At 40.1% G+C, this 26,370-nt stretch carries 31 protein-coding genes and 1 pseudogene; 3 read left to right on the top strand and 29 right to left on the bottom strand.

The window, feature by feature from the left end:
- Positions 1 to 75 precede the first annotated feature (75 nt).
- The 14 genes from B1R93_RS17555 to B1R93_RS23730 all read right to left on the bottom strand — a co-directional run bounded on the left by B1R93_RS17555 (position 76) and on the right by B1R93_RS23730 (position 7,807).
- On the bottom strand, positions 76 to 831 hold the full coding sequence (locus tag B1R93_RS17555; protein WP_088105246.1) for a hypothetical protein: 756 nt from the start codon (positions 829 to 831) through the stop codon (positions 76 to 78).
- Position 832: 1 nt separating this feature from the next.
- A complete protein-coding gene (locus B1R93_RS23510; RefSeq protein WP_088105245.1) occupies positions 833 to 1,186 on the bottom strand; it encodes a cold shock domain-containing protein in 354 nt (117 codons plus the stop codon).
- Complete coding sequence (locus B1R93_RS17545) at positions 1,168 to 1,557, bottom strand: hypothetical protein (RefSeq protein ID WP_088105244.1); 390 nt, start codon at positions 1,555 to 1,557, stop codon at positions 1,168 to 1,170. The genes B1R93_RS23510 and B1R93_RS17545 overlap by 19 nt, the downstream gene beginning before the upstream one ends.
- A gap of 468 nt (positions 1,558 to 2,025) precedes the next feature.
- On the bottom strand, positions 2,026 to 2,289 hold the full coding sequence (locus tag B1R93_RS17535) for a hypothetical protein (protein WP_133058675.1): 264 nt from the start codon (positions 2,287 to 2,289) through the stop codon (positions 2,026 to 2,028).
- A 67-nt stretch (positions 2,290 to 2,356) separates the two neighbouring features.
- Positions 2,357 to 2,575 carry a helix-turn-helix transcriptional regulator gene (locus B1R93_RS17530; protein ID WP_088105241.1) on the bottom strand — a complete coding sequence of 73 codons (219 nt, stop codon included), beginning with the start codon at positions 2,573 to 2,575 and terminating at the stop codon, positions 2,357 to 2,359.
- A 62-nt stretch (positions 2,576 to 2,637) separates the two neighbouring features.
- Entirely contained in the window at positions 2,638 to 3,429 is a 792-nt protein-coding gene (locus tag B1R93_RS17525; protein ID WP_088105240.1) for a hypothetical protein, read from the bottom strand.
- Positions 3,430 to 3,724: 295 nt separating this feature from the next.
- Entirely contained in the window at positions 3,725 to 4,234 is a 510-nt protein-coding gene (locus B1R93_RS17520) for a hypothetical protein (protein WP_088105239.1), read from the bottom strand.
- Positions 4,231 to 4,533 (bottom strand): hypothetical protein, encoded by a 303-nt coding sequence (locus tag B1R93_RS17515; RefSeq protein ID WP_088105238.1) that lies wholly within the window; start codon positions 4,531 to 4,533, stop codon positions 4,231 to 4,233. The genes B1R93_RS17520 and B1R93_RS17515 overlap by 4 nt, the downstream gene beginning before the upstream one ends.
- A gap of 82 nt (positions 4,534 to 4,615) precedes the next feature.
- Positions 4,616 to 5,077 carry a hypothetical protein gene (locus B1R93_RS17510; RefSeq protein WP_088105237.1) on the bottom strand — a complete coding sequence of 154 codons (462 nt, stop codon included), beginning with the start codon at positions 5,075 to 5,077 and terminating at the stop codon, positions 4,616 to 4,618.
- A 15-nt stretch (positions 5,078 to 5,092) separates the two neighbouring features.
- Positions 5,093 to 5,464 carry a hypothetical protein gene (locus B1R93_RS17505; protein WP_088105236.1) on the bottom strand — a complete coding sequence of 124 codons (372 nt, stop codon included), beginning with the start codon at positions 5,462 to 5,464 and terminating at the stop codon, positions 5,093 to 5,095.
- A gap of 52 nt (positions 5,465 to 5,516) precedes the next feature.
- Positions 5,517 to 5,984, bottom strand: a complete 468-nt coding sequence (locus tag B1R93_RS17500; RefSeq protein WP_088105235.1) for a hypothetical protein — start codon at positions 5,982 to 5,984, stop codon at positions 5,517 to 5,519.
- A gap of 1,093 nt (positions 5,985 to 7,077) precedes the next feature.
- Positions 7,078 to 7,434, bottom strand: coding sequence for a hypothetical protein (locus B1R93_RS17495; RefSeq protein ID WP_088105234.1), 357 nt, complete (start codon positions 7,432 to 7,434; stop codon positions 7,078 to 7,080).
- Positions 7,422 to 7,676: a hypothetical protein gene (locus tag B1R93_RS17490; RefSeq protein ID WP_088105233.1), complete on the bottom strand. Its 255-nt coding sequence runs from the start codon at positions 7,674 to 7,676 to the stop codon at positions 7,422 to 7,424. The genes B1R93_RS17495 and B1R93_RS17490 overlap by 13 nt, the downstream gene beginning before the upstream one ends.
- Positions 7,677 to 7,678: 2 nt before the next feature.
- The gene (locus B1R93_RS23730) at positions 7,679 to 7,807 is read right to left on the bottom strand and encodes a hypothetical protein (protein ID WP_280949492.1); all 129 of its coding nucleotides are present in this window, start codon (positions 7,805 to 7,807) and stop codon (positions 7,679 to 7,681) included.
- 185 nt (positions 7,808 to 7,992) lie between these two features.
- Between B1R93_RS23730 and B1R93_RS17485 the strand changes: the two genes are divergently transcribed.
- Positions 7,993 to 8,208, top strand: a complete 216-nt coding sequence (locus B1R93_RS17485; RefSeq protein ID WP_088105232.1) for a helix-turn-helix domain-containing protein — start codon at positions 7,993 to 7,995, stop codon at positions 8,206 to 8,208.
- Between the two features lie 15 nt (positions 8,209 to 8,223).
- On the opposite strand, the gene B1R93_RS17480 is transcribed toward B1R93_RS17485, so the two are convergent.
- The 3 genes from B1R93_RS17480 to B1R93_RS17470 are packed head-to-tail and all read right to left on the bottom strand — an operon-like array spanning position 8,224 to position 10,397.
- Positions 8,224 to 8,826, bottom strand: a complete 603-nt coding sequence (locus B1R93_RS17480; RefSeq protein ID WP_088105231.1) for a replication-relaxation family protein — start codon at positions 8,824 to 8,826, stop codon at positions 8,224 to 8,226.
- Positions 8,819 to 10,057: an FtsK/SpoIIIE domain-containing protein gene (locus B1R93_RS17475; RefSeq protein ID WP_088105230.1), complete on the bottom strand. Its 1,239-nt coding sequence runs from the start codon at positions 10,055 to 10,057 to the stop codon at positions 8,819 to 8,821. Before B1R93_RS17475 ends, B1R93_RS17480 begins: the two co-directional genes overlap by 8 nt.
- Positions 10,058 to 10,067: 10 nt before the next feature.
- Positions 10,068 to 10,397: a hypothetical protein gene (locus B1R93_RS17470; RefSeq protein ID WP_088105229.1), complete on the bottom strand. Its 330-nt coding sequence runs from the start codon at positions 10,395 to 10,397 to the stop codon at positions 10,068 to 10,070.
- 334 nt (positions 10,398 to 10,731) lie between these two features.
- On the opposite strand from B1R93_RS17470, the gene B1R93_RS17465 reads away from it, so the two are divergent.
- A complete protein-coding gene (locus tag B1R93_RS17465; protein ID WP_088105228.1) occupies positions 10,732 to 10,965 on the top strand; it encodes a helix-turn-helix domain-containing protein in 234 nt (77 codons plus the stop codon).
- Between the two features lie 31 nt (positions 10,966 to 10,996).
- Complete coding sequence (locus tag B1R93_RS17460; RefSeq protein WP_088105227.1) at positions 10,997 to 11,395, top strand: endonuclease domain-containing protein; 399 nt, start codon at positions 10,997 to 10,999, stop codon at positions 11,393 to 11,395.
- A 39-nt stretch (positions 11,396 to 11,434) separates the two neighbouring features.
- Here B1R93_RS17460 and B1R93_RS17455 read toward each other — a convergent pair whose 3' ends face one another.
- The 12 genes and pseudogenes from B1R93_RS17455 to B1R93_RS17400 all read right to left on the bottom strand — a co-directional run bounded on the left by B1R93_RS17455 (position 11,435) and on the right by B1R93_RS17400 (position 26,083).
- A complete protein-coding gene (locus B1R93_RS17455; RefSeq protein WP_088105226.1) occupies positions 11,435 to 12,085 on the bottom strand; it encodes a hypothetical protein in 651 nt (216 codons plus the stop codon).
- Positions 12,086 to 12,152: 67 nt separating this feature from the next.
- Entirely contained in the window at positions 12,153 to 13,112 is a 960-nt protein-coding gene (locus tag B1R93_RS17450; protein ID WP_088105225.1) for a tyrosine-type recombinase/integrase, read from the bottom strand.
- A 1,264-nt stretch (positions 13,113 to 14,376) separates the two neighbouring features.
- Positions 14,377 to 14,859 (bottom strand): annotated as a pseudogene (locus B1R93_RS17445) (DUF2798 domain-containing protein); the annotation flags it as partial.
- 257 nt (positions 14,860 to 15,116) lie between these two features.
- Entirely contained in the window at positions 15,117 to 15,569 is a 453-nt protein-coding gene (locus B1R93_RS17440; RefSeq protein WP_088105224.1) for a DinB family protein, read from the bottom strand.
- A gap of 80 nt (positions 15,570 to 15,649) precedes the next feature.
- Positions 15,650 to 16,918 (bottom strand): chloride channel protein, encoded by a 1,269-nt coding sequence (locus B1R93_RS17435; RefSeq protein WP_088105677.1) that lies wholly within the window; start codon positions 16,916 to 16,918, stop codon positions 15,650 to 15,652.
- A 305-nt stretch (positions 16,919 to 17,223) separates the two neighbouring features.
- On the bottom strand, positions 17,224 to 17,799 hold the full coding sequence (locus tag B1R93_RS17430; protein ID WP_088105223.1) for a restriction endonuclease: 576 nt from the start codon (positions 17,797 to 17,799) through the stop codon (positions 17,224 to 17,226).
- A 69-nt stretch (positions 17,800 to 17,868) separates the two neighbouring features.
- Complete coding sequence (locus B1R93_RS17425; protein WP_088105222.1) at positions 17,869 to 18,786, bottom strand: PhzF family phenazine biosynthesis protein; 918 nt, start codon at positions 18,784 to 18,786, stop codon at positions 17,869 to 17,871.
- Between the two features lie 132 nt (positions 18,787 to 18,918).
- Positions 18,919 to 19,680, bottom strand: a complete 762-nt coding sequence (locus tag B1R93_RS17420; RefSeq protein WP_088105221.1) for a DeoR/GlpR family DNA-binding transcription regulator — start codon at positions 19,678 to 19,680, stop codon at positions 18,919 to 18,921.
- 72 nt (positions 19,681 to 19,752) lie between these two features.
- Positions 19,753 to 20,385: a YesL family protein gene (locus tag B1R93_RS17415; RefSeq protein WP_088105220.1), complete on the bottom strand. Its 633-nt coding sequence runs from the start codon at positions 20,383 to 20,385 to the stop codon at positions 19,753 to 19,755.
- 2 nt (positions 20,386 to 20,387) lie between these two features.
- On the bottom strand, positions 20,388 to 21,077 hold the full coding sequence (locus B1R93_RS17410) for a DUF1961 family protein (protein WP_088105219.1): 690 nt from the start codon (positions 21,075 to 21,077) through the stop codon (positions 20,388 to 20,390).
- Entirely contained in the window at positions 21,077 to 23,536 is a 2,460-nt protein-coding gene (locus B1R93_RS17405) for a glycosylhydrolase-like jelly roll fold domain-containing protein (protein WP_088105218.1), read from the bottom strand. The genes B1R93_RS17410 and B1R93_RS17405 overlap by 1 nt, the downstream gene beginning before the upstream one ends.
- A 186-nt stretch (positions 23,537 to 23,722) precedes the next feature.
- A complete protein-coding gene (locus B1R93_RS17400; RefSeq protein WP_245308316.1) occupies positions 23,723 to 26,083 on the bottom strand; it encodes an AraC family transcriptional regulator in 2,361 nt (786 codons plus the stop codon).
- Positions 26,084 to 26,370: the final 287 nt, after the last annotated feature.

Below are 26,370 nucleotides of genomic sequence, written 5' to 3'. Positions count from 1 at the left end.
TATAAAGTCATTCCGACGCGCGTAGGTCCCACGCATCATCACGCGGAAAATAAAAAGAGCGTCAAGCTTCAAAGCCTAACGCACTCTACCTTTCGCCTTTAATTGTTGATAGTACGACCTAGCAGCCGAACGGACTGGCGTATAAGTCCCGCGTTGCTCTAACGCCTCCAACATACGTAATTCGTGGCTCGCTTCTCTCTGCCCGTCAGTCTGCGACAAACTTTCTAACTTGCTATGAATCGCGTTAAGCGCTGATTGTAGCGACTGTCTTTCCTGTAATGACGGCTCGGCACTCAATTTATCAGTCATTGCCGACTTAATCTGCATCCAGTTCGCTAGCATTTCACGGGCTACCACCGGACTTAATTCGAGTGAATCTGTGTGACTATTAACCGTAGACAATGGCAAGCGGTCTATCTTCGCGAGGTTGATTCCTGCTTCCTGACGTGCCTCATCAGGACTAATGCCGCTGTCTCCTTTTTGCTGCGCCTTCTCTGTCGCCGTTTCTTTTAATACGTTGAGGCGCCGCTTGTACTCTTCGGCTTGCTTCGTCATTTCCGCGTGATACTGCTCTTCTAAAGCTTCGATTTGTTCCGCCTTTCCTTCGTCAGTGAAACGGGTATCAGCTTTAACAGCCTCAATTTTCGCTTCATGTTCTGCGGTAATAGCGTCCATTTTCGTTCTCACATCGGTTAACGTAGCATAGTCGACCTTTTTCGCTTGTCCGTTCTTAACAAGCGATTCAGCAATATGCTCATCTTGCGGGTAAATATAGCCTGGCGTTAATCCGTGGTCATTGCTTCCTGTTATATAGATTTCTACTTGATTCATATTATCGAACTCCTCTTTTGTTATTAATTCGTACATTCAAGCCCATCTTGCCCTTCTTTGTCTCCACGACGTCACATTCCACAGTCGCGCCTTGTACTGGCGTTCCTTCGACAACGTTACTTATATGAACGAAAACGTCACCGACTGTAACTCCGTAACCGCCCTCCTCATTGAACCACTTCAATCGATTCGGATTCGGCTGGCGCTGCGGCCCCGTCTGCTTGCGCGGACATCGGAACCGTGTCCCTTTGATATAGGACAACGCTTCTAACATTTCCTTATCGCCTTGCCACGGCTTATATTCTCGCTTTCTATTGTCAAAGCTTGGTAGTCCGATTACTGATTCGTCTGACATTCTTCCGCCTCCTTAATTTGGCCGAAACGGTGTTCCGCCTCGTCATAACATAAAAGTTCGCAAAGCTCGTTAAGCTTCCGCCTACAGTCTTCGTAGATTCGGTCAAGCGACCAGGAATCGCGATAGGCCTTCACCCACTTGTCGTCAATTACGTCTGTTTCCACGTTGTAAATCGTCGCGATAACGTTATAACTTCCGCTTTCTGTTCGCTCAATCGTGTAACGTACTAACGCCTTTTTCATCGGTTCGACCTCCGTTTTGATTTCGTGAATGGTTTGCTTATCGGGACAATACCGCGCTTCATAAGTGCGCCCGATTGAGTTTCGAATATCTCCAATCGTTATTTCGTTCACCTTTATTCGCTCGCACATTCGACCGCCTCCCTCGACGCATTTGAACGCCAAATAAACGTAACCCAACCAAACATACTCGGCTCTTAGTAACGTTGCTCTATCGCTTTAATATCGTGCTTAAATTGCTTGATTTATGGGGCGAAGCGTCGATTCTCTGCCCTCTTTCTAGCTCGATATTCTCTGTCACGCTTCTTCTTTTTTTCGTGAGCAATTTTCTTACCACAATCAGTACAGTAACGTTGATTGGACTTCCGCTCATACGGTTCGCGACAGTTGACACAATAATCGGCGCTTACGTCCGTATTTCCGAGCGCGTTCCAGTAGCGAGCATGTAACGCCTCATTTCCGGCCAAGACGCAATTCTCAAAATACGAACACCGGCCACCCTCGGCGCGGAAATAGATGCACTGACAATCTCGCAAACAATCGGAATCGGTCGCCGCATTAAATGTGGCGCATTGATTGCGGGCGAGGCGTTGAATGTCGTTAATCAGACTCAATCTGCCGCCCCCTATATTCATGCTCGATAACATCGCTAACAAAATCGTAAACCTCTTCGCGTAGGATGCCGTAGTTCTTTTTCGGTGCGAATTTCTTACACGCGAGAATCGTCATTCTTACTCGTAGTTTCTCGCGCTTCTCCTCCGTCATGTCGTGATACGTTTGAAAATTGACGTTGGCTGCGACGTAATCGTATAGTTCGGTGAAAAATACTTCATGTTCGTACATTTCTGTATTAACTGTTGACACCTCCGTTTTCCAATGATAATATTTAAATTGGGTAAATATACACTTTTATTGTCACAGACTTGAAAAATTAAAATGCAGTAAGTTTTTTCCCTCTTTCAATCAACGTAATAACACTCTCATCCACCTCATAACATTTAAGAATCTTATACCTTAATCCTTTTGATACATTCCTTTTGCCGTTTTCCACTAAAGAGATTAATACAGAGCTACAACCGATTTCATCAGCAAATTGTTGTTGTGTAAGTCCTTTTACCGCTCTGATTGCCTCCACCATTTCGCCCGTCATATATAGCCCTCCTTACATATTATAAATTATTTTACAATCACCCTTTTAAAAAAGGGCTCCTATTATATAATGGACTTTTCCTGTACTAAATAGCCACTATTATTAGCAATTCTCTGACACGTCGAGCGAATACTCCCCTTATCTTGTTGGCAATCGCAGTAAATCATCCTCATGTCTCGCGCATAAAATGCACCACCGCACACTAGACACTCTCTAACTCTATCTAAATTTAACACTCTTATTCTACGCAAAATTTCTCGCTTATCATATCCGTATTCTTCTGCGAAACTCGTCGCATAAAACTCGGCAAACCGCTTCACCTTACGCAACCGACCGCGGAACGCTTTAACGCACGGCACTTCCTCCGAAAATAAAATGTCCTCAATCGAACAATCTTGCGCGAAATCACTCTCCTTCACGGAATATGGCGGCACCGTTTCTCCTCGCTCTTTATCCAGCGCATCCTCTTCCCATTGAAAAAATATCGCACGCTCTTGCGCCTCCCTATCTCGTTCACCTGTTAGTTTATGGTCCGGATTACTTATCGGATATTCTTTCGAACGCTCTTCTACCTGGTCCACGCGCATTATGAAGTCGGCCAATATTTCGCCAACCGTATACTCTCGGTTGTACTGGCGCTTCTTTGTGGCCGGATGGCGGATAAAAGGCCTGTCCGCTTTTATTTTCGAATTATCGAGCCATTTGAAAGCAAACTCTTCCACCAGTTCGTTCCGGCGCGAGGTATCGTATTCCTTCGTATAATGTTCGTACCAAAACGCTTCAAGTGCGCGTTGTACGTCTCTTTCTTGTGGCGTGACGAATGTGGACCAACGCTTGCTTAATTTCGGTGCCATTGTTATCCCCTCCGATTCAAATTGTGGCGCATCACATTCTCTTACTCTCACTTTATCGCGTTATCTTTTATATAAAAGAACTTGGCGCGAAGGTATATAGACAAGTGAGTTATACGAACGCAGTCTAAGGGAAGTGGTTTTCTTCCCGCCATTGTTCTTCTTCGAATTTACCCTCGCTATCTTTTGTTGGTATGTTTCTTCTTGGTATGTTTCATTTGGTATGTTTACTAATACGATAGATGTACCAATGCATAGATACATTAGACGTACTTACCCGTATATACGTTAGACGTATCTACCGCCAATCAATCGCCGAATAGTCAGGCACAATTCGCTCTCCGTCATCATTAACGACGTATCCATCGTCACTAATTCGCGGACAGAATGAGACAAAGTACCACTTCGAACGCCTAGTCCCCTCCCAATGGTCGCGCGTCTCCGAGATAAGACCGTTAATGACAAGGATATCGACTAACAAACGTATTCTCCGATGGTCAATGTTTAGGTCCGCCGTTATCTTCTCGTAACTTGGAAATGCCGCCCCGAATCGTTCGTTTATTTCCCCGTCCTTCCGTTCAAAATTGCCGTCAATATACGAGAGAAGAAAGAAATATATCGATATAATATCTCTCGTCTGATATTTACGTTGTGACCGACCTTGAATCACGGCTACTTCGTTTATAATGCGCGGGAACACCTTCCGCATAACGTCCAGGTTATACATTTCGTAATTGTGGCCGTCTAGTAGAGCGCGTTTGTCATTCGGATATGATTTCGTGTATTCACGTTTAACTGGCTCGGTCACTTAATACACTCCTCCTCCGTTGTATCAATGAAAATTTCCGGTAATACAAACTGATAACAACTACACATTCCCCTAAAAATTTTGCCTTTATTACGTTCCAGTTTATTAAAATCTATCGAATGTTCATCGAATAATTGGAAGATTTCATCTCCGCTTAATTCTTTATCAATCGCAGGACATTCGCTATTTTCATAGATCAATTTTGTAGGTACTCCATTTTCTACAACTAAAAACGCATATCCCGCGCCACGATATTGATTTTCAACTGCTGTATCTTGTAAATTGATGTAGTTTAACATATAAAAACCTCCGTATTTTTATTTTGAATATTGCGAATAAGGAGCCGACAAACAGCGGAGGTCTGCCGGCAGCTTGCCCTTTTTAATGAATAACCGTAAAACTAGAACGCCTTATATCCGCCAATTCATCTTCGGTTAATTCCTTTACCCCGTATTCATCCTGTGGATTGATTACATCGTCCGTTCGGGAAATTGAATAATCTATCGGATTTGTACTAAAGACTAATTTGCGCAAATCTATTGTAGAGTTGCTTAATTCCAAAACTTTCCCAATAGAATTTACGTTTACTGCTTCGCCGAATACTTCAACTCCTACTTGTACTTGTGGAGATTTCAATATTCCCCAATTCTTATTTTTCTTTATTTCTTCCTCGCACCATTTAATAGCAAGATTTTCGGCGTCGACTTCATTTTCAGCCCAAACACATTTAGGAGATGTCGGATTACACGGCATAATAATTTGAAGCATCCGAGCATCACTTTTTAAGAGTCCCTTAGATAATAAATCACCTGTAAAAACCCATAGGTATAATTTTTTAGTCATTCTTCATCTCTCCTCTTAATTAATTTCACTGCTGGAAACTTGTCCGATTAGCTTTGCGTTTTCACTGTATTGCCGTCTTAGTTCTCCCGCTGCATATTCCAACGCATTAGCTAATTCGTGCGCATCACCTGTCGTTAGTGTTAACGATTTAAGAAATGGCGCATCGAATTCCGTAAGAGTCACTTTTTCACGGTCTACGAATTCAGCTTCAACCTTGCACGGAACCCAACCACCCTCGCGTAAAAATTCCTCGTTTACGGAAAGCTTAACTTCTGATATGCCGGAAATCCCTTCTTCTAATGATTCTTGAGTAACCGGTTCTGATGTCCGAGTTGATATAACGTAGTCACCAAATTTACCTTCTGCATTTACTGGTTCAAATCCCATATTAAATCACTCCTTTTTCGTTTTTATAGTTAACTTACGACTTACGAAAGTATTAATGAAGACCTGACTCATCAACCAATTGTTCAAGTGCTTCCATATGCTCAAGAATTGATAAGCGCGTCATATCAGCAATTTGTGCCATAGTTCCTAAATACTTTCTCGCATCTTCTAAGTTATCTTCCTTAACTGCGCTCATAGCACCAAAAATAACTTCATAAGAAACTTTTGACCTTTCGTTAGGAGTTTCCGTGTGCGAATTGTCAATTTCTTGAAAGATATCATATAGATTGGATGAAGCAAGTTCTTGATTCCCTCCCGTAACATAAGTACAAATCCCACTAACTGCTCTAGTCATATAGGAATAGATATGCGCCATTTCCACCGATTGCGACGAGAGGAATAAGACACGTTCATTGCTTGGGTACTCAGTAATCAGTTTCCTCCAATTACTAATCGAGTAAGCTAAAACCTCATCCGCTTTTTTAACGGCTTCATCAAGTTGAATCACCAATTGTTCCATATTAAATCGCTCCTTTTTCGTAATTTAATAGTTTGGTTACGTACAAACCTCCGGCGGGCCCGACCATCATCGGAATGTGTTCATAAGTTATACCCCCGTAAATCGAAATCGTCAAAAAATAGGGGGAATTTTTTTTCGGAATATTTAACGTTCACGAGATTTTATCGCCTACACATATTTAAACGTTTCAATGTCCGTGAATTTTACGTTTTTGTCGGAAGTTTTTCGCTCTTACTATAACTAACCAACAACGCGCCTAAATTTGGGACAGTTTTCGCAAGACTTTTTTACTCTTACTTTATAATTCGGTCACCTTATCTCCTCCCTTACTTATTTAATCGTGCCGGCATCGTCGAAATTAATGGTCTGCGTGAAACTTTTCGCCTGTTACTTATATATAGTGCTTGACTTCTTGTGTGTTGGGACAATTCTAACGAAAACTTTTTTTTCGTCCTACTCTATTATGCGAAGCAACTTTCCGTTTCGCACATTTTCGTTGATTTTTTTTCTTCACAATATCTTACAGACTCGAATGGTTAATTGGGGATTTTTACGCCAATTATTTTCATCTTCACAATATCTTACGGACTCGATTAGCCAAGTGAGGAATTTTCACGAAAGAAAAATTAATTAGAAAACTTTTCAATTTTTTGTTGACTTATGAGAACACATGTTCTATTATAATATACAAGAAGGCACACTGAATAAGCCTGACTGGTGCAAGCTTTAAAAATTATTCAATTAATCTACTTTAATTTTTTTTTTGAAGTAGAACGGCCCCGCCAAAAGGCCGCTCCACTCTAGCCGGTTTGCCGCCCGACTCTTCGCGATATTAGTCGCGGTACAAGGTTATATCGTCGGCACAGCGAGCGCTCCAAACAAAATACTATCATCTTATTAAATGGTGGTATTATCCCTCGTCGCTCACTCCGCCCACGTTACAACCGTCTCTGTCATATTGTCGGCGCAAGTAACTCCGCCAAAAGTTACCTCCGCCCACCGCACGACCGGATTACGTTATATACTTGGCGCAGCTAAGGCGAATCACATCATTAGCCGGGTCCTTAGTTCCGCCAAATGTATAACAGACGCGCTACATCATACGTTCGAGCCGCAAGTTCTCGTCATTACGTCGGTCGTAATACGCAAACAAGAAACGGAATAGGCTCGTCTCATGCAGCCGGTCATAAAACGTCAGGAAGCGTTCAAAATTGTAATTGTCCGGGTCAGATACGTTCATGAGATAAACCGACGAATGGCCGTTAACGACATAAACGCCGTCAGACGTATCGTAGTCAAATGATGACATGCGTAATACGCCGTCAAGTACGTAAAAGATTTGAGCGTGAACAATATCGAGATAGCCGTCAAAATTATGTATTTCGTGTTGGTCAGGGCCGTCCATTTCGTACATCGTATAGCGAGCCGGAACGACGATTAGCTTGCGCATAGAGCAACACCTTTTGCGCCAGAAATGACGAAGTCGAATTCTTCGAGGATTTCCTCTTCGCAATATGCGCCGCCACAAACTGAGTCCGCGCTAACGAAGCCAGTTTCGACGAAGAAAGATTGAAAATCCGAGTATGGAATAACTTGTTGCTGACCAGTAGCCGCGAGAGTAACAACATAAGAGCCGAGTCCTAATAGGTTGATAGAAGCGTCATAACGGAATCCGATTAAATGTTTTTTCATGATTAAGCATCTCCTTTTAATTCGATTAATAGGCGTTCAACGCGAGAGATTAATAACGAGTGATAGCCGGTATTAGATGACGCTACATATTCGTCCACCGAGCCGAGGCGACGCATGTGTGCGATATCCATTTCGAGCGATTCCAGATCCAACTTTGACAATTTCATAGTCTAATAACCTCCTGAATGTTAAAATGTTTATGTGTGTATGAAAGTTAACTTGTCTAAATGTCAACATCCTGACCTGTTAGTTACATAATACATGCTCGTTATCAACATGTCAACATTCTGACATGATAATTTTGGAGGTTTTTTTTATGATTTATTGTAGACTTGGCGAAATTATGGAAAAACGCGGGTTATCAAATAAAGACGTCGTCGAAAAAACAGGCGTCAGCCGAAACACAATAAAAGGTTTTCAATCGAATGCGTCAAAACGAATCGATTACGAAACATTAGAAAAACTTTGCGAAGGCCTTGACCTAACGCCAGGTGACCTTCTTATATACAAACGAGAAAAGCCCGCCGAATAATTGGCAGGCTCTTTTTTATGCTCCGATACTCTTCACGAAATCCTCAACACTACGTGCCTGGAACACGCGAAAGTCGGTCCCCTCCGCCTTATATTTCGTATCACTCACGATAAGTACGTACGGAAATATCGGCTCCTTCCCTTGCGGCTGCCAGTCGAAATTGTGCCACTCATCACTATTATAGAACGCTTGGTAACGGTCTAGCTTCTTCCGCATCACATTTGCGCTATACACGCTATTCTGCACCTCGATAAAGAACGGCGCCCCTTTCCATATCGTAAACACGTCCGGCCTTATCTCCGCTTCATAACGTGGCTCAATGTCAAAGCGTCGCGGTTTAGCATGCTTCGCCAATTCGGTATACACGTCCGCCATTTTCAAAAAGTGGTCGACTTTATTGCCGGTCTTCTTTATCGTGGCTGGCTTCGGAAAGTAGACGAAGGGCTGGCGTTCCACATTAGCGTCAATATAGCCTCGGTCGCGTAGTCTTTTGAGCGTGACATTAGCGTTATTGACCGCATTTTTCGTATGGCCGAAATATAGGGTGGCTACTTGGTCGCGAGATAGACAGCGGAATTGCTCTAAGGCTTTGATAATGTCGCGGTCACGTTTACGCATGGTTATCTTCCTCCTCGTCTAATAGTCCGAGTTGCGGGGCGGTCGGTTCGTTTTCAGGTGCGCAGTCTTGCTCGACTGAATCATCTTCCGTTTTTTCAGGCGTCAAATTCTTGTCAACTGAAACTTCGTGCCAAATTGGCACAATCTTATACGGCTCCAATTCCTTCTTCGCGTTCACATCGTCCAAATAAGGCGCCTGCACCTCCGTCAGCCGCTCTAATTTGAGTAAGAAACGCCCTCCCTGGCTCGATTCTATCTTTTCGGCTCCTGGCGTCCCTACTATGCGGCTGTTAGTTAAATCGGCACATCTAAAGCCCATACGGACCGTTAGGTTGATTTTTAACTTACCGTCCAATACTTTCGCGTCCGGCCGTTGCATTGAAAGAATCAAAAACATACCAAGCGCCCGACCTATCGCGGAAATGTCCTCCACTACCGCCATGACGTCTTTTTCGTCCTTCAACAGCGCCACTTCGTCAATACAAAGCACGATATAAGGGACGCGCTCATGTTCCGGTAAATCATCAACATGCATGACTTCGTACTTATCGAGCAAATCACCTCGTAGCTCCGTCTCCTTCTTTAGATACGCGAGAACACGTTTCAACTCACTTACTTTCGTACATACCGCCTTTACATGCTCCACGCGTCTGAATAAATGAAACTCTGACCGTTTCAAGTCTGCGAGGTAAAGGTGTAAATCGTTCGACATCGTCCGTTTTATCAACGTAGTAAGCACCGACCGTACTTGCGTCGACTTACCGGAGCCAGTTTCGCCCGCAATCAATAAATGCGGATTCTTGACCATGTCATAGGCGACATGTTCGTTGTTGACGTCCTTGCCGCAATATATCGGGAGTTTTGTTCCTCTCAAATTGGGAGAAATAACGTCCCAATTCCACTTAATCTCTTTCGCCAGTGATTCCGCGTAGATTGTGAGAATATATTTCTTAATACCGTCCGTTTCTATTTTGAGAGTGCGTCCGAATATTTGATAAAAGACGTACTCTTTTTTCTTTGTCTCTTTCGGGTCCATTCCGTTCAATAACGTAAATACATACTCGATGCGTCCTTCCAAATTTCGCGCCGAATGAATCTTCGGATATATCTTCCGCTTAAACTTCTCGCTTTCGTATAGATAATAAAGCCCCGCTACGCCAAAACATTCGACTAGCTTCTTCCGCAATAACTTCTCCGTTTTCCGCTGCTCTAATAACGCCAATAACTTCATGATGTCACCTCTACATTAACGGATTTGATATAACAAAAAGAATCAGACCGCCGATAAGCGCCCACGGCAATATCGTCTTTACAAAGTCCGATATATCTTTCGCAATGTCTTGCTTGCCGAATATGACTAAAACGCGTTCTAGTACAGCTACGCCTACTAGTAAGCCACCAATTGCTAACATTCCGATATAGGCCGCCTCAATGGCTGGCGGAGGATTAAAGATAGACGATGGACTAAATACAGTCACTGCGGATAATAGGGACACGTTAGTAACTTTCCTTTTCTTGGTGTACGAGCCATCCATAAAATTCTGAAAATTTATAGTTTCTGCTCTCTTCATGTTGTTGGTTCCTCCTTCTCTTCTTCCCCTCGCGCTCCCCTTCTTCTCTTCCTCCTCCCCTTTTCTTTATTAACAGACTTACAGATTATCGACTTACTTGCTATTGGACAAACAAAAACCGCTATAACGCATATTGCACTTTAAACTTCTGTAACTACTTCTATTGATTAATAGACGGACGCGTTATTTCGACTGCTGTTGCTACTTCACTAATAGTTATATGTCGATTGCTTGTCTACCTTTCACTAAACTTAGTAAAAATTTTCACCAAACATGTATAAGATATTATTATTTTGTCCAAGATGATTGTAAAAATACGAGAGAGGTAATAGATATGTTTGGATTATTCGGAGGTAAACCACGTTCAAAATTAGGAAAATGGTTAGATAAGAGAGGAATGTCTCAGGAATGGTTAATGAAGAAGTCAGGTCTTGGTCGAAACACTGTAAGCCGTCTAGCTGCTGGCGATTCGGAACACGAACCAACGGCCCGCACAATTAAGAAAATAATGAAAGCAATTCGCGAAATAGACCCCAATGCAAGGACCGACGACTTTTTCGATTTATAATTGGCGATACTAATAACGGTGATGTTATGTGATGGACTACGTTATCTTTTTCGGACTCATTGCGGTATGTCTCGTCCTATTCGTGCTACACGAGCGGAAGCCGAAGCCGTCGTCTACGTGGTCACCGCGTCATCAATGTGAGTCGCCGATAGAGCGTCGCTTATATGATGCGTTGGTGAGCCGAGGCTATGTGCCAAGAACGCAAGTGCCATGCGGTAAATATCGGATAGACCTGGCGCTCGTTCCGCAGCGGATAGCGATAGAGTGCGACGGTAGGGCGTATCATAGTAGTCCGCGACAAAAAGCGCATGACAGGCGTAAGAATGCGTATTTGAGGCGCAATGGATGGCGGGTGGTGCGGTTTAGTGGCAGCCGTATTCACCGCGACATAAACGGAATATTGCGGAGGATAGAGAAGGAATTGACGTAGAGAAGACCGCCAATTAAGACGGTCTTTTCGTTGTTAGCTTTAATTGCTGAACGCTGGATGCTCCCAATACTCATCGGCGACAGACGGTAAATTATCGTGCAAGAAGCCGTCGAAATTAATCTTGTCGATAGTGTCTCCGTACAAATTAATGCGTAAGACTTCGCCATTCTCTGTATTTCCAAACTCGTCAGTTAACGGTAATTGCCATCTAAACGCGACTTCTTGAATATCGAAATTATCATTCAGTTGCTCCAATAGTCCGATAGAGTCAATCCACATTCCCTTTTTCATCATATTCGCGGTGAAGTTGTCGTTACCGTTTAACGTTAGAAGGATTACTTTCTTATTCGGGTCTTCCGCATAATCATTTAACGCGATTGACTCGTATGTCGGTGAGTCGTTATTAGTCTTTTCGCCCAGCTCGTCGATAACGATTTGTTCAAGTAGCGCTTCGCCTTCAAGTTCGACTGGCTCCGGCTCTGGCGTTGGTTCTTCTTCTTGCGGCTCTGTGACTTCCTCCTCAACCTCTTCCGGCTCTTCCGCCTCTACGTCAGCAGACGCCGGCTCTGCGTTCTCTTCCGTTGACGGGTCTATAATCGCAATAACAATAACTAATAATACAAACGCGTAGAAAAAACCCGCACAGCCCATTTTCCACGGTTTCTTGCTTCTAAAGCCTACTAATTTCATACAAAACCCCCATTAATATGTAATAATACTAATTTACTACTTATTTAGTCGCGTTTCAATATTTAATTTACTTGAGAACTCTGTCAGCAATTGAGAATTTTTTATGTTCGTCAATCTTATCGCGTCCATAAACGTTGTAATAATGACGTACCATATCAAGTGTCTTATGGCCAAGTATTTCTTGAATGACGAAGATATTTGCTCCTCCCTTGACGGCGTATTTGACGAAAGTATAACGAAAACAGTGAGGTGACACTTTGACGTCATGTATTCCGGCTTTATCCGCATACTCCGAAATCCATTCTTGTATTCTACGCGTTGAGAGAGGTTTACCGTCAATTGTCACAAAAAGAGCATCTGTCTTAACATCACCACGTAATTTTATATAATCGAGGAGACGTTTCTTCATTTTTTCTTGGAAAGGAACAAAGCGCTCAGTCCTATTCTTCGCGTGTGAAACTCGTAATAAATGCTCCTCCCATAAAATATCATTAACCTTTATATGTATTAGTTCATTAATTCTTATTCCAGTCTCAAGAAAAAGCAACATTAACGTGAAATCCCTAAATCCAGTAAATGTAGATTGGTCCGGTTGCATTAATAAAGCATGAATTTGTTCTGTGTTTAAGTTTGGCTGGTCCCTCTTATCCGTTTTTAATGGAGTTATTGAATACATTGGATTAATTACGATATATCCGTTTTCATGCAAGAAATTAAACAACCTTCTCAATGCACGTAACCGCGAATTAACACTAACTACTGTCCGCCCCTCTATCAACCTCATGTAATCAATTATATTCGTTCGAATATTCTTTTCTGTTATTTTATCTATTCTTGTATTAATAGACTGCAAATCGAATAACTTCTTTGAGCGACTCAATTCATTTTTATAAAACTTAATCGTATGCTCTCTTAAATTCTTTATCTTACAGTTTTGTAATAATAGATCAACCGCCTCCTCAAAACTTAAAAATCCCGAGATACCACTCAAATCATTTTCCGTTAACTTATTTTGTCTTCGCGCCATATAATTCTTCTCCTTTCTTCAATACTTCAATTAAACACGAACGAATACGACAAATAAATATATAAATTTGAATAATTAACGAACAATTAATACGTCTACTTTCGTTAATATACGTTTTCTGCGTTAGATTTCCGTCGAATTTACGTCAAGTTTTCGCGGAGAGTGACGCGATAGACTTTCTTTACCGAATATGCTAATCTAATATTACGCAAAAGGAATTGCACTACGTAGGACAAGCCGTAAACCACAGCGGTACTTTTCGGAAATTCGTGCGGCAACGATTGATTTTCGTTGATTTGACGCATGATTGAGCGGAACCTAAACTCCGTCAACCAGCGCGTTTCAACTTCAAAACCGCACGGGAGGCGCGTGCCGTCTCCGGTAGGTTCGATTCCTACACAGTCCCGCCAAAATAAGGTTTTCTAATGCTCTTACATATAACGAGTACTACGGTTTCAACGTCGGATTTAAGAGCGAGCTCGGCAAACTGATTGCGACCGTTACGGAAAAATGTCGTCTTTAGCCTTCTACATCAATAGTAGAAGGTTATTTTTATAGCTAAAAAGAAAGAATCGTTGATCACCTTTAAAAAATACATTCTATGTTTGACATGTTAGGAAACTTAGGGGCATACGAGGCGACTCTTTAATGGAATATATAGGTAGGACTTAGATGCAAGAGGGGACTAAATTTAGATGTGATGAATGATAATAAATAGTTTAACGTGCACTAACATCCGATAGCGGCTGCTCCATGCTCATACAACCTCCGAGATCTGAAAAAGTAACCCCTTGCTTAGCGCAGTAGCATTTTCTTTACATACTTCACCAGCTTACTTTAATAAAGTTCCATCTCTGATGCAATGTGCTTCATTTTCTCCTTTTAAAAAACCGAAAACAACTGTTCTTTTCTAAAAAGCCCTTAGAGAGAGCACTAAAAAAAGTAAACTTTTTCAGTGCTCTCAAAAAAACAACTTTTTTTAAAACCTTAGAACCCTAAAAAATTAGTCTAATCTTTCCATGTTTTTGATTTGCTTCTGTTTGTGCCTTGCTTTCATCTTTCAACTTGAAACGTAATCTTGTTATTCAATGTACTACACTGATAACATTTTCTTTGCCACCGACGTTCTCGATGATGCCTTTAGCCAACTGTTCATACTTCACTGTTTTCCCTACCTTCCTGATGATTTGATAAAGAAAACCTGACACTTTTATAGGACCCGTCAATACATATATCAAAAATGTAAGGTTATTCCAACTTTAATCTATACGGCTTTTAAAACTTTTGATTTTTTAACAAATTTCATAAATAAATAGCGAACTAACGGTCCTATTATAATCAATTGTACCGGAAACGCAAAAACGAAATTTTTAATAACCGTAAACAAGTAGCTTAACATGAATGACTCTGTACTAAGGCTGTTCATGACATAAGAAACTCCTAAGGCATAAAGGGACATTAGAAGAACCATTCCTACGACCATAAAGAACGAAATCGAAATAATTACATAGGCTTTCTTCGACTTGTCAAAAGGTAAGCTAAAAGTGATTTTTTTCGCAACTGGACCCACAATAAAGATATCTAATAGGATGAAAACGATAAATCCAATAGTAATCTGAATAAGAATGTCATGAAATGACATTACACCAATCAATCCGTTAATAGCTAGATTATAAAATACCATAACAATAACCATACCAAAGCACATCATCATTCCAAAATACAAACTTTCCTTCTTCGTTGTTGGAAAATTTAGTCATCTCCTTTTTTTGTATACTTTGGTATTATAGCTACTGTAAAATTCCCTCATAAGTGAACATTTTGTGAACAGAATGCTACCTAAAATTATTTAAACATCATCACTATAGAATGGTGACGCTAGATTATTTTTTTTGTTGAATCCTCTGTTTTTTTGCGCTTGCCAGGGAAATATAAGGCCCGCCATTTCCTAGACATAAAAAAACTTCTCATACAAGGAAAACCTTGAATGAGAAGTTTTTTTACTTAAACGATTTTACTGTATAGCTTCATTGTTTCAATATGCATCCCTTCATGCAATAAAGAAAAGCTTAGGAGATCCTCGACGGTCGCTAGTGTTAATCCCGGAAATGATAATGGCTTCTCTATTTTTTCATCCAAACGATTTGTGAATGTATGTCGAATTCGTTCAGGCTGTTCCTTAAGTAACGATACTAATTCTTCTAGCGAAGGTGGACTTTTCGTCCAATCAGCAGGCTTCGTACCTCCACCAAAAAGCAGTTTAAGCTCTTCTAATTGCTTCGTTTGCTGCTTTGTCACACCAAACGTTAATCCTTCCTGAACAGCATAAATATGACCCGCATTCCAAAGGATATGATTGTTAAAACCAGTTGGTGTTTTTCGTAGCTTTTCTTCATCAATTTCTTCTAATAGCTTGATTACTTTTGCACGCGCAAACTCTAACTGATCAAAAATCATGTTTCTCCTCCTCAAATTTATTTTCTCTTTCTGGTTAAATTATACAAAACCTTCGATAACACTTACAAATTTTAAGCAAGTTACTTTTTCTTATTCTTTTCAACAGTGGAAATACTTTGCCCAACTGGTAGACTAAATAGTCGACTCTTCGGCTTAAATATTTGTTGTGATGGCCAAAGTCCGTGGTGACCCGATGTTAAATAGCTGATAAGACAAACCATCAAAAAATATTCCATTCCTTTTCCATCAAACATTTCTATTCCTAAAAAGATACTCGCTATCGGTGTATTTGCTCCACCACAAAAGACAGCGACCAAACCTAAGGCAGCTAGAAATGAAATAGGTAAATCCATTATTGGAGATAGTGTATTTCCTAAAGTTGCCCCCATAAAGAATAAAGGGATAGCTTCCCCCCCAACAAAACCCGTTCCCATGGTAATGGCCGTAAAAATCAGCTTCGCTAAAAAGGCAAACATAGGAACATCTCCCGTAAAAGATGCTGAAATCGTTTCAATTCCACGCCCTAAGTAATCTTTTGAACCTATTATGAACGTAAGAATCACTATTGCGATTCCACCAATAAATCCAATAACCATTGGGTTTCCTATGTAGGTTGTAGAAGTCCTTTGTATCATATGCCTTAATTGGCAATAGGCAACACTTATTAATCCAAATAATATGGCAACTACGATAATTTTAAAGGCAGTTCCTGCTGTTAATTCAGGAACCTTTTCAATGATAAAATGTTCATGCTTGACTCCCCATATCTTTGTTGAAAGATGACCAACGAGGCTAGCTGTGAAGCAAGGAACGATTCCTTCATACTTCATTTTTCCTAATGCCACAACCTCCATTCCAAAAACAGCACCTGTAATCGGCGTTCCAAATGCCGCACCAAAACCACCGCTAATCCCACTCATCAATACAATTTTCTGGTCGATCTTACTAATTTGAAAAAGCCTGTTTAATCCTTCTGCTATACTCCCCCCCATTTGCAAGGCAGCTCCTTCTCTTCCCGTTGAACCACCTAGTAAAACAGTTAGAAACGTTCCAATATAAACGAGGGGCCCCGTCCTTAATAACATCTGTGCCTTTCCCTGAACCCCTTCATAGAGTAGATTGTTTCCCTCCGATGATTTTTTTCCATAATTATGGTACAAATACCCAATAACGACACCACCAAGAGGAAGCAGCAATATAAGCCAGCTATTGGCTTCTCGAGTTTTACCAAGTAAATCATTTGTATGAAGGAGAAAGGAGGTTGTCGTTCCTACGAAAACACCAACAAGGCTACCCCAAAACAGCCATTTTATTAAAATGGAAAAAAAGCTAACATAGGTCTTTGTCATTCCATCAAGACACTCCTTTGAATAGAGATTCGCTACGCGGGCACTGAAAAAGGGAAAAGCACCCTTTTTCAGTGCCCTTGAAACAATGTGCGGAGCCGTTGCCATCTTTTTAAAATCCAGCTATGAGTCGGTTTCTCATAGCAAGGCGCGCACCGTGTGGAACCATTGCTTCTTCTTTGAGTTACAAGAAGTATTTTTTCAGTTGCCTCTGGCTTTTACCTTTTTCAGTGGCTTCTTCGCTATCCTTTTTTACCATTTCCTTATTTTAAGATTTTACCCATTAAAAAAAGCCCCACTAAGGAGCTTTATGTACGGATTGGACGACCTTCTATCATATATTCCTCTTGTTCCTGCAAGGCCTTTAGCCACATATCGGCTAAATCAATACCATTAATCAAGGTTATACCAAGCCCTTCCCCATACTCGACAGCCTCTTTCGTAAAGCTTGCAGTTGTCGCAATATAACCGCCAGCACTATCCCATTTCACTACGGCTGAATGCAACAAAGCGACATCATGAAAGGAAACGTCCTCTTGACTGCATTTTAGTTGGATAAAATAACGGCCATCCTCTCTCCGATCCTCAAAATCGACACCAAAGCCTTCTGCTATTGAAGTATAAAAAAGTTCACCACCATACGTTTTCTCAAAAAGATCAACAACAAATTCCTCAAAGGTCATGTCAGTATAGGAATCTTTTCCATTCTTAAAGCGATAATATAAACCCGTCGCTATTGTTCTTCTAACATCTAGCTGTTGTTCAATATTCTCAATTAATAATCCAGAAAGCTCTTTATGTTTTCGATCATATCGAAACCAGTTCCAAATTGATGCAATAAAAACGATGACTGAACCAAGGAGAATCATTGTTTCTATTCTCAAATGTGGCACCTCCTCCTCACTTAGCTTCGACAAACATCCTTCAAAGCATACGTTGCAAGGAGGAACTCATTACTGAGCTGTCGCTCGTAATGATAACGTTCCAGAAATTGTTACAACCGCACTTCCACCTACCTTAATGACAGGCTGAGCATTTTCGATTTCTATTGTCACATTGCAATATCCTGGTCGACCGCAAGCATGTCCTTGTGCAATCTTAAATTGTCTATTTTCCATTTCAAGAACATTTTCTAACATGAAATATCCCGCAAGTGCACCATTTGCAGATCCTGTCACGGGATCTTCTTCTACACCAACAGCTGGTGCGAAATCACGGGTGTAAACCAAGCAATCGTCCTCTTGACTATCAAAAGTAAACAGGTGCGTGGTGACAATTCCTTCTCTTTTATTGTGCTTTGCTAGTTCAAGCAAATTTGGAATAGCGCTGTCAATCGCTTTTCTCGTTTTTACTGGTACAACTAAATGCCAGTTACCAGTATAGGCAATGCGGACAGGATAACTCGTATTTATCTCCTCTACAGCTAAGCCGACAAGACTAGCTACTTGTTCTAACCTCAAATCTACAGACTTTGTCTTTGGTTCGACTTGTGTCATCTTGACTGAATGAAGTTTATTGTTTTCAATTATAAACTCAAGCGGAACATTTCCAATATTCGTTTCGAACGTCAAAGCTGCATTTGATGAGTGTTGATTTTGCTGATTTTCCGTAGCTAACAGCCAAGCTGTTGCTAATGTTGCATGTCCACAGAAATCAATTTCTGTCGTTGGTGTAAAAAAACGGATCCGATAATCTGCCTGATCGTTTTTTGTTGGAAGCAGAAATGCAGTTTCCGAAAGATTTAATTCTCTTGCAATTTGTTTCATTTCACCCTCTGTAAGCATCGTTGCATCGGGTACGACCCCTGCTGGATTTCCACCAAAAGCTTCCTTACTAAATGCGTCGACATGATAAACCTTTATATTTCTCATCCACTAACTCCTCCTTTTTATCCAAATGTTACTAAATAGTAATCTCTTTTTAAGTACACTAACATAAAACTAGGTTAGTCACCACAAAAAAAAAGAAAGCTTCACTAAGCAGTGCGCTTTCTCTTAAATCAATTAATTAGCAACAATAACATCAATATCTTTTTCCTTTAATTCAATTACAACATCCTCGGCTGTCGATTCATCTGTAATAATTGAATGAATCGACGTAATGGCTCCAACCTTCGTAAAGGCGTTAACACCAAATTTACTGTAGTCAGCCATAAGAATAATCTTATCTGCAAGTGACATCACTTTTTGCTTTAACCGTGCTTGCATTTCATTCGAATCACTTAACCCTCTTGTTAAGTCAATACCTTTACAGGATATAATTGCTTTATCAACAAAATAATTTTCTAATGAACGCTCTGCTAAAGGTCCAATAAACGATAACGTACTCTGACTAAGTGAACCACCAATTACAATTACGTCAATCCGGTCTTTTTCACTAAGTTCAAGGGCAACTTTTATTGAATTTGTCAAAACTGTTAAAGGTATATTAGGAATAATAGAAGCTGTATACCAAGCTGTCGTACTTGCATCTAAATAAATTCGCTCGTTTGGATATATTAATTTAACTGCTTCAGCAGCAATCTTCTTTTTCTGCTCAACATTCGTGATTTCACGACGGTCAAAAGGAATTTCAACTTGCCTCTCCTGTATAGAGACCGCACCACCATGACTCCGCACAAGTTTCTCCTCGGCTTCAAGCTTTGCTAGATCTCTTCGAATCGTTTCCTCTGTCACATTACAGATTTGACTAAGCTGTGTCACTCGCATACTCCCATGTTCGTTTACAAGGTCAACTATTTTTTTATATCGTTCTTCAATTAGCATGCTAGCCCCTCTTTCTACCCATTCCCTTCCTAGTATTATAAACGAAGTGGAAATGAATAAATACCCCCGACATTAGGCGTGCTCAAGTTGTTGTTTATGATCCATTCTCAAAAATGTTCGATATGTCGTCCACATAATGACAAATCCTAATAAACTAATCCCCAAAAATGGAATTAATCCTGGAATAGTAAATAAAATATGATAGACGGTTAATGCGGCCGCAAGCGTGTAAAATGTGCGCAACGGTTGAAAAAATGAAACAAGCAATGAATTTTTTAAATATTGATAGATGCTAGCTTCATAATGAACCATGAGTGGGAAAATATAGGTAAGCATAATACTACAGATAATTAATATCGCAATTGTCATGTAACGAACACCTACGTGTATCCATTGGTTTTCAACTTGAAAAAATAAAAGATTCACATACAGCATATAGCCAACAAAGGCAAACACAAGCCCGATAGCATTCGCTCGAAAAAATTCTTTTCGATATGTTTCCCGGAATAACGAGAATACAGGACGATCCGATTCCCCCATCATCCACTTTCTCAGCACCGCAAACATCGCTGTCGTACTTGGGGCCCAACCGAAAATGACAAACCCTAGTAATGTAAACACGACCCAGAGAGCATTTAAATAGGCCATAAGAAAGAACACTTCGCCGAAACGATAAAATCCACCCATAAAGCCACCTTGATTCATATTTAGGCCCTCCTTACACGATGAACGGTTAAATTCGAATAAGCCGCTTTCATCGGTGCCATTTGTCTAAACCCTATTTTACCTGTTTTGAAAACAGGACCAAAAGATTGACCATCGTCTTCCCATTCTAATATTGGTAGCCCATTAATTGAAAATTGAACAATCGATTGGGCTTTAATAAGCTTCATTTTATATGGGCCAATCGCGTCTTCAACTGGAGGTAATGGGTCTGCCCCGTGTGCTACTAAGTGAAATCCGTAACTTTTACGTAAATTGCATGTTCGAAAAGCCCGTTCTTCAGGCCATTTATGTCTAAAATAGGAGAGATGATAGGCATTAATTGCCCCTGAATGATATTGAGGATATTTCCCATCACGAATCGGTAGTTGTGGGTCAAATAAATCTTCTCCGTTTCGACCAGTTGCAGCAAAAAAAATCATACATAATCCAGGCTCACGTAATGGTTGGAAATCCCATTTAATACTAATATTACCTGGAAATTCTTCAGGACACCAAAGTACCCAATGTGCATCATCGCCATATTTCTCTGGGTCTAGTTCGTTTTCAATATGAAGTTGATTCGTATGAAAATCGACTTTAGCCTTTCCTTCTAAACGCCATTCTTCTAGATCTTGTTGCTTCGCTAAAGGATTTTCGTAAAGAACATCTGTTTCTTCAAAGTGTGTATACATTACTTTTCCTCCTTACTAGTACAGTAGGTTATTAAAACGGGTCCTATTAATCCCGAAAGAAACTGCTTTTTATCCATCTCATTGGCTTTCGAATTCGTAACAGATACTTTAAGTTTATTTTTTCCGTACTTTACGAATTCAGTAATATCAAATGTATAGGGCGCCCACATTTTCACACCGATATCGTGTTCATTAAGCCAAACATGTGCCAATTCAAATACATCACCTAGCTCAAGAAAAACCTGTTTAGACTCTTTAGTAAACTCAAAATTAAGTTCATAATCGACTGTTCCTGAAAAATTAGCCATTCGCTCCCATTCCGTCCATGAATCAAGAACCTTCTTCTTCATTACTTGATTTCGGGCGGTTACTTCCCATTCACCTGTTATCTCCATAGACTCTTGATGACTGAAATCACGTTCTTTTGCTACGTTAACTATTTCGGTTTCGTTCGGGTTAAGATATATAATCATGCTTTCTCTACGCTGAAGCTGTATAGAAGTGACTAAGCCATTCTCTCTAATAGTTGCATTTGCTTGCTCTATTGTTCCGCTCCAAGCATTCCATTTTTCTATTGTACCTAGATGGCTAAGCAAAACCTCGCCTTTATATTCTTCTTCTCCTTCGTTCACAAAAAGGAAAAATAATTGACCAGCTTTTTCTACTACACTCATGCGCATTGTTGAACAAGGTGGTGACAATATCGCTTTTCTTTGAATGACCTTCTCTAACTCCTGCAATAACACCTGAGGCGAGAGAATGAAACGCGCACCCTTAATGTATGAGTTTCCATTTAAAATAAATACTTGACCACCGTTTTTTATAAACGCCTCTAGAATCATTTTTGTTTGCTGATCAAGCCTTGAGCAATCCTCTATAAGAACATGTCGATACGATTGGTGTTGAATTCGTAGCATCCCGTCTTTAATCTCACATGTTGAAAGAAGGGACTCCTCCAAATAGTTAAACTCAAGCTGGTTTTCATATAACGGTTTAGCTATATTCCAAGGGAGGAAATCTCCTTCACACAGTACAGCAATATCGGTTTGATTAACACTATCTGTCATGAGACAGCTTAAACGTTTGATATAAGTTGAGAACCTTCCATAATACGGCCACCAATTTTGGTTTGGTCCAACATCAGGTGGTCGTTCATGACTCCGGATAGGACCATTGATCGAGTAATAAAAAGCGTGAGGTGTGATCACATTTACACCACGAACAAATAACCAGTCTAAGTACCATTTCATATCGCCGAGCGGCAAATGCCAGTCACTGCCTCTACTACAAACTCCGAATACTTCGTTTAAATTTCGGCGTCTTCCTCGATGCCTAGCAGCATCAGCAGAACATTTCCCAGCAGTCGAATGTCGCCCGGTAACCGCTTTATTTTCTTCTGGGGCTACCCACCTCCAAACAACATCCTGACCAGGTATTTGAAAATGCGCTAATAAGCCAATATCATCACTTTCAGCTGGATGACCTGTTAAAGAAATTCGATGATTCTGGCACCATGTAGCTAAAGGAAGATAAAAAGATTCAGTCAGTCGCTTATTTACTGCTTTTTTATAATTTTTTCGAATCATAGCTGTCTCGGGACCAGCCTCAAACCAGAGTACAGGTAAATCCAATTCACGATTGCCCTCATTCACAAACGTTTGTAAAAAACCTTCTGTCCAAGCTCTTAAATCTGATGATGCCCCGCGGCCGAGTATATCCGGTTCATCAGTAAAAAAAGCTTTAATCGTTTGACCAAAATACGGACCTAGGGATGTATAATAGCGCTCATGAGTTAACTCAATAAATCGTTGTACAGCCTCTGGATTAAGTAAGTCAGCAGAAGCTGGTGCCTCCTTCTCCCCGTCGTCTTCCCCAGCATGGATTCCACGAATACGACCATTTGAAAATGTTTCGATAAAACAGACGATTGACCACGTTCCGTTACTTGGTGCTGTATATTGAATTTGGTTTTCTGTCACATCAAGTCGTTTCGTACGTCGATAAAAAATGCGATTCTCTGAGCTTTTTTCGACAACTTGAACAGATAAGAGCTGTTCACCTTTTTCTAAATGAAGTGTTACCTTTGTTGTACCTTCGCACGGATACTCGATCATCTTTAATCCGCGACTTGCTAATTTTGGGTTACTTTTCACAACCCTTCCCTTCGCAGAACCAGAAGGATACATTGCTTCATCATACAAATATACTGTCATATTCAGCTTTGCTGCCTCTTTCACGGCAGTTTTCACATAATCCATAAACTCCTTAGATAAATACTCGATGTCTTTCGGAATGCCGATCCTTGGATGAAGAACAAACCCCATTACACCTTTTTCATAAAAATCATGAATTTGTCTCTTAATTTCTTGATGCGTAAGACGGTCATTCCAAAACCAAAACGGAATGGGTGAAAACTCATCTGCTGGCGACAAAAATTCACGTTGCAAAGAATGAAGCATTGTATGCAACTCCCTTTTTCTTTAACTGTAAGTATGTTAACGCTTTCTTACAATTGTACATTTTTGCGATAAGAGCCAAGAGCCTGTAACAAAAACGATCACTTCTTTGCAAATTAGCACTTTTTTGTCGCTCTGACTTACGAACGCATCCATATTTTAAAAAGGATGATGGTGAATATTGTCCCATCATCCTTGGTTGATTGATTGATCTTGAGCATGCACTTTTCGATACTGACTTGGCGGGATGCCAACTTGTTTTTTAAAGATTCTGTTAAAATAACTATGTCGATACCCAACTTGCTCAGAAATGTCATTAATTTTCATATTCGTATTTAACAATAACTCCTTTGCCTTGTCGATGCGTAAAGTTGTGACGTAATCTATAAAGTTCACACCTATCATTTTTTTAAAGGCCTTGCTAAGCGTGTAAGGATTTGTACCTACTACATCTGCACAGCTTTCTAAAGAAATATCCTCCATGTATTGCTCCTGGATCAGCGCGCAAACTTGTTCAACTAATTGTTTTAATTCAACATTTACTCTTCCCTCTAACATTTGCACATACGGAGTGATCACTTCATTTGTAAGCCAAGAAATCATCCGTTCCGGCTCCCTAATTTGAGCAACTTCTTCAAACATGTTCTTACCGTCGAAAAGTTCATACGGATGTATGCCAGAGTGGAGGATTTCATGTTGAATGCTACTAAATAGCTGAATCATTCCAGGCTGGATATTAATTTCTTTAACCCCTTTAACCGTTAATTCTTCAATAAACGCTCCAATGAGTCTCTCCACCTCATCAACCTGTCCCATCCTTATCGCTTGAAGAATTTCTTTTTCAATATCGAACGGGTAGAAGATTTGGCTCATATTACTTGAGTCGTCTAATTTTTGTAGATTAATAATTTGATTTTTATTCTCATAATTACGATAACGTTTCCCTTGTTTTACTTCTTCAAATAAGTGCGGAATACGTTTTACTTGGGAAGCTACTTCGCTAATAGTTATCGTTACTTGTACTTCTAAAATGCGATTTAACACATCAACAATCTGCTTTGAAAATTGCTGTACTTTCTCTTCAATGTCCTCCTCTTGCGCATAGATAATTAAGACGCCAATTGATAAATCATGAAAGTTTATACTATTAAATTGCTCAAACCATTCTTGTGCTGATTCATCAACAATATTCGTAATGGCGAAGGAAACTAGACTTTCATCTTGGTTAATTAATGAAACATTAGACTGTGATAAACCAATTATTTGAATATCCACAACAAGAAACTCGTGATCTTGAACGCTCCATCCATAGTTTATCATTCTAGTACGTAAGTCTTTTTCACTGTAATGATATAAATAACCTTCAATTAATTGATTTAAAAAACTTACTTTCAATTGTGGAATATGTGTCGACAATCGATTTTGTAATGACTTACTCTCTTTTGACAACTCTTGAATTTGCTGCTCGATTATTTGAAATTCATCCTTATTTTTTGAAGGCTTCTCTCCTTCACGATCAATTAAACGAACTAGTTTGGCAACTGGACTATATATTTCCTTCGAAGCAAACCACGACATAACAAAAGCAATAATGAGTCCAGTAATACTTATATAAAGAATGACCCTTGATATAAAGAGCATCGGTGACGTAATTGACGACATCGGTGCTGCGGAAACATACGTCCATTTTGAATTAATTCGATCCATGACACCATATGAAACCGAATAAGTCTCATCTTTAAATGTAACCGAGAAAGCACCTTCTGAATTCGAATTTTTTTGTTTTAATACTTGTTTTCTTAGAACAGAAGCAAATTCTGCATTATTGGAGCTTTCTGTCGCTACTAACACGTCTTCACCATTTAAAAGAAGGGTTGCCCCCTCATTGTACGGTGTCAATGTTTTAAGTAGCTGAGCTAGTTTATAGCGATCGATTGTGACGATAATCGATCCAAATGGATTTTTGCTTATACCTGGGATATTATGCGTGAGGAGAATCGGTCGTCGGTCCTCATACTCTACTCCCTGTGGTGTAAATGATAAATGCTCCCAACTTACATGTGTATCTTTCTCCAAAATAGATTGATAAAAGCGGTATTCCTCCGGATTTTTTATCACATTATAATTGGGTTTAAAAATAATTGGATTTTGTTGATTATTAACAAAAAGCTCAACATTGCTTATTAATGGATGACTTCCCTGTAACACGAGTAATGTTCGCACAATATCTTGTGTTTCTTTAAACTCCTTAACAAAGTTCAAATCTGTTAATGAAGCATTAAACCTCGGTTCAAAGGCCCAATGAGATAATGAATTTTCTAAATACATAAACTGATCATTCAAGTTTTGAGCACGTTGTGAAATTTGACTTTGATGCAAATCTCTTAATTCTTCTTCAACCTTCCCAACACCAAACCAATAAATCCCAATCCCTGAAATTAAACCTGGGATGAATGCAATTAATAGAATAAGAATAAAGCTTTTACGAAAATATTGACTTTTCCAGCCTAGACCCCTAAACAGCTCTAAATATTTGAGAGGTTTTAACACTATATCCCCCCTACCCTTTGTTTTATCTAATCTTATGTAACCGCTTACCATTTCTATCACTATTATAGGATAAATAAACAAAGATTTCATTCTTGATTAGATTTTCTCATATTGAAAGAAAGGATTTTATGAGGGCACTGAAAAAGGGTGCTTTTCCCTTTTTCAGTGCCCTCGAAGCAATGTACGGAGCCGTTTCCATCTTTTTAAAAGCCTGCTACGAGTGGGTTTCTCATAGCAGGTGAGCAACAAGTGAATCCATTGCTACTTAATAAGAGGCACTGAAAAAG

Source organism: Halalkalibacter urbisdiaboli (assembly GCF_002156385.1).
GTDB lineage: Bacteria > Bacillota > Bacilli > Bacillales > Bacillaceae_D > Halalkalibacter_A > Halalkalibacter_A urbisdiaboli.
Note: the sequence above shows the minus strand (reverse complement) of the source record. Positions and strands in the feature narration are given on the sequence as shown.

Bases quoted from the DNA above. Each gene is read 5' to 3' on its own strand.
- B1R93_RS17435 (WP_088105677.1), bottom strand. From the start codon at position 16,918: ATGACAAAGACCTATGTTAGCTTTTTTTCCATTTTAATAAAATGGCTG.
- B1R93_RS17545 (WP_088105244.1), bottom strand. From the start codon at position 1,557: ATGTGCGAGCGAATAAAGGTGAACGAAATAACGATTGGAGATATTCGA.
- B1R93_RS17530 (WP_088105241.1), bottom strand. From the start codon at position 2,575: ATGACGGGCGAAATGGTGGAGGCAATCAGAGCGGTAAAAGGACTTACA.
- B1R93_RS23730 (WP_280949492.1), bottom strand. From the start codon at position 7,807: ATGGATATCGCACACATGCGTCGCCTCGGCTCGGTGGACGAATATGTA.
- B1R93_RS17490 (WP_088105233.1), bottom strand. From the start codon at position 7,676: ATGAAAAAACATTTAATCGGATTCCGTTATGACGCTTCTATCAACCTA.
- B1R93_RS17505 (WP_088105236.1), bottom strand. From the start codon at position 5,464: ATGGGATTTGAACCAGTAAATGCAGAAGGTAAATTTGGTGACTACGTT.
- B1R93_RS17420 (WP_088105221.1), bottom strand. From the start codon at position 19,680: ATGCTAATTGAAGAACGATATAAAAAAATAGTTGACCTTGTAAACGAA.
- B1R93_RS17475 (WP_088105230.1), bottom strand. From the start codon at position 10,057: ATGAAGTTATTGGCGTTATTAGAGCAGCGGAAAACGGAGAAGTTATTG.
- B1R93_RS17525 (WP_088105240.1), bottom strand. From the start codon at position 3,429: ATGGCACCGAAATTAAGCAAGCGTTGGTCCACATTCGTCACGCCACAA.
- B1R93_RS17405 (WP_088105218.1), bottom strand. From the start codon at position 23,536: ATGCTTCATTCTTTGCAACGTGAATTTTTGTCGCCAGCAGATGAGTTT.
- B1R93_RS17465 (WP_088105228.1), top strand. From the start codon at position 10,732: ATGTTTGGATTATTCGGAGGTAAACCACGTTCAAAATTAGGAAAATGG.
- B1R93_RS17495 (WP_088105234.1), bottom strand. From the start codon at position 7,434: ATGCGCAAGCTAATCGTCGTTCCGGCTCGCTATACGATGTACGAAATG.
- B1R93_RS17510 (WP_088105237.1), bottom strand. From the start codon at position 5,077: ATGACTAAAAAATTATACCTATGGGTTTTTACAGGTGATTTATTATCT.
- B1R93_RS23510 (WP_088105245.1), bottom strand. From the start codon at position 1,186: ATGTCAGACGAATCAGTAATCGGACTACCAAGCTTTGACAATAGAAAG.
- B1R93_RS17500 (WP_088105235.1), bottom strand. From the start codon at position 5,984: ATGGAACAATTGGTGATTCAACTTGATGAAGCCGTTAAAAAAGCGGAT.
- B1R93_RS17460 (WP_088105227.1), top strand. From the start codon at position 10,997: ATGGACTACGTTATCTTTTTCGGACTCATTGCGGTATGTCTCGTCCTA.
- B1R93_RS17415 (WP_088105220.1), bottom strand. From the start codon at position 20,385: ATGAATCAAGGTGGCTTTATGGGTGGATTTTATCGTTTCGGCGAAGTG.
- B1R93_RS17515 (WP_088105238.1), bottom strand. From the start codon at position 4,533: ATGTTAAACTACATCAATTTACAAGATACAGCAGTTGAAAATCAATAT.
- B1R93_RS17455 (WP_088105226.1), bottom strand. From the start codon at position 12,085: ATGAAATTAGTAGGCTTTAGAAGCAAGAAACCGTGGAAAATGGGCTGT.
- B1R93_RS17485 (WP_088105232.1), top strand. From the start codon at position 7,993: ATGATTTATTGTAGACTTGGCGAAATTATGGAAAAACGCGGGTTATCA.
- B1R93_RS17470 (WP_088105229.1), bottom strand. From the start codon at position 10,397: ATGAAGAGAGCAGAAACTATAAATTTTCAGAATTTTATGGATGGCTCG.
- B1R93_RS17440 (WP_088105224.1), bottom strand. From the start codon at position 15,569: ATGATTTTTGATCAGTTAGAGTTTGCGCGTGCAAAAGTAATCAAGCTA.
- B1R93_RS17450 (WP_088105225.1), bottom strand. From the start codon at position 13,112: ATGGCGCGAAGACAAAATAAGTTAACGGAAAATGATTTGAGTGGTATC.
- B1R93_RS17410 (WP_088105219.1), bottom strand. From the start codon at position 21,077: ATGTATACACACTTTGAAGAAACAGATGTTCTTTACGAAAATCCTTTA.
- B1R93_RS17480 (WP_088105231.1), bottom strand. From the start codon at position 8,826: ATGCGTAAACGTGACCGCGACATTATCAAAGCCTTAGAGCAATTCCGC.
- B1R93_RS17555 (WP_088105246.1), bottom strand. From the start codon at position 831: ATGAATCAAGTAGAAATCTATATAACAGGAAGCAATGACCACGGATTA.
- B1R93_RS17425 (WP_088105222.1), bottom strand. From the start codon at position 18,786: ATGAGAAATATAAAGGTTTATCATGTCGACGCATTTAGTAAGGAAGCT.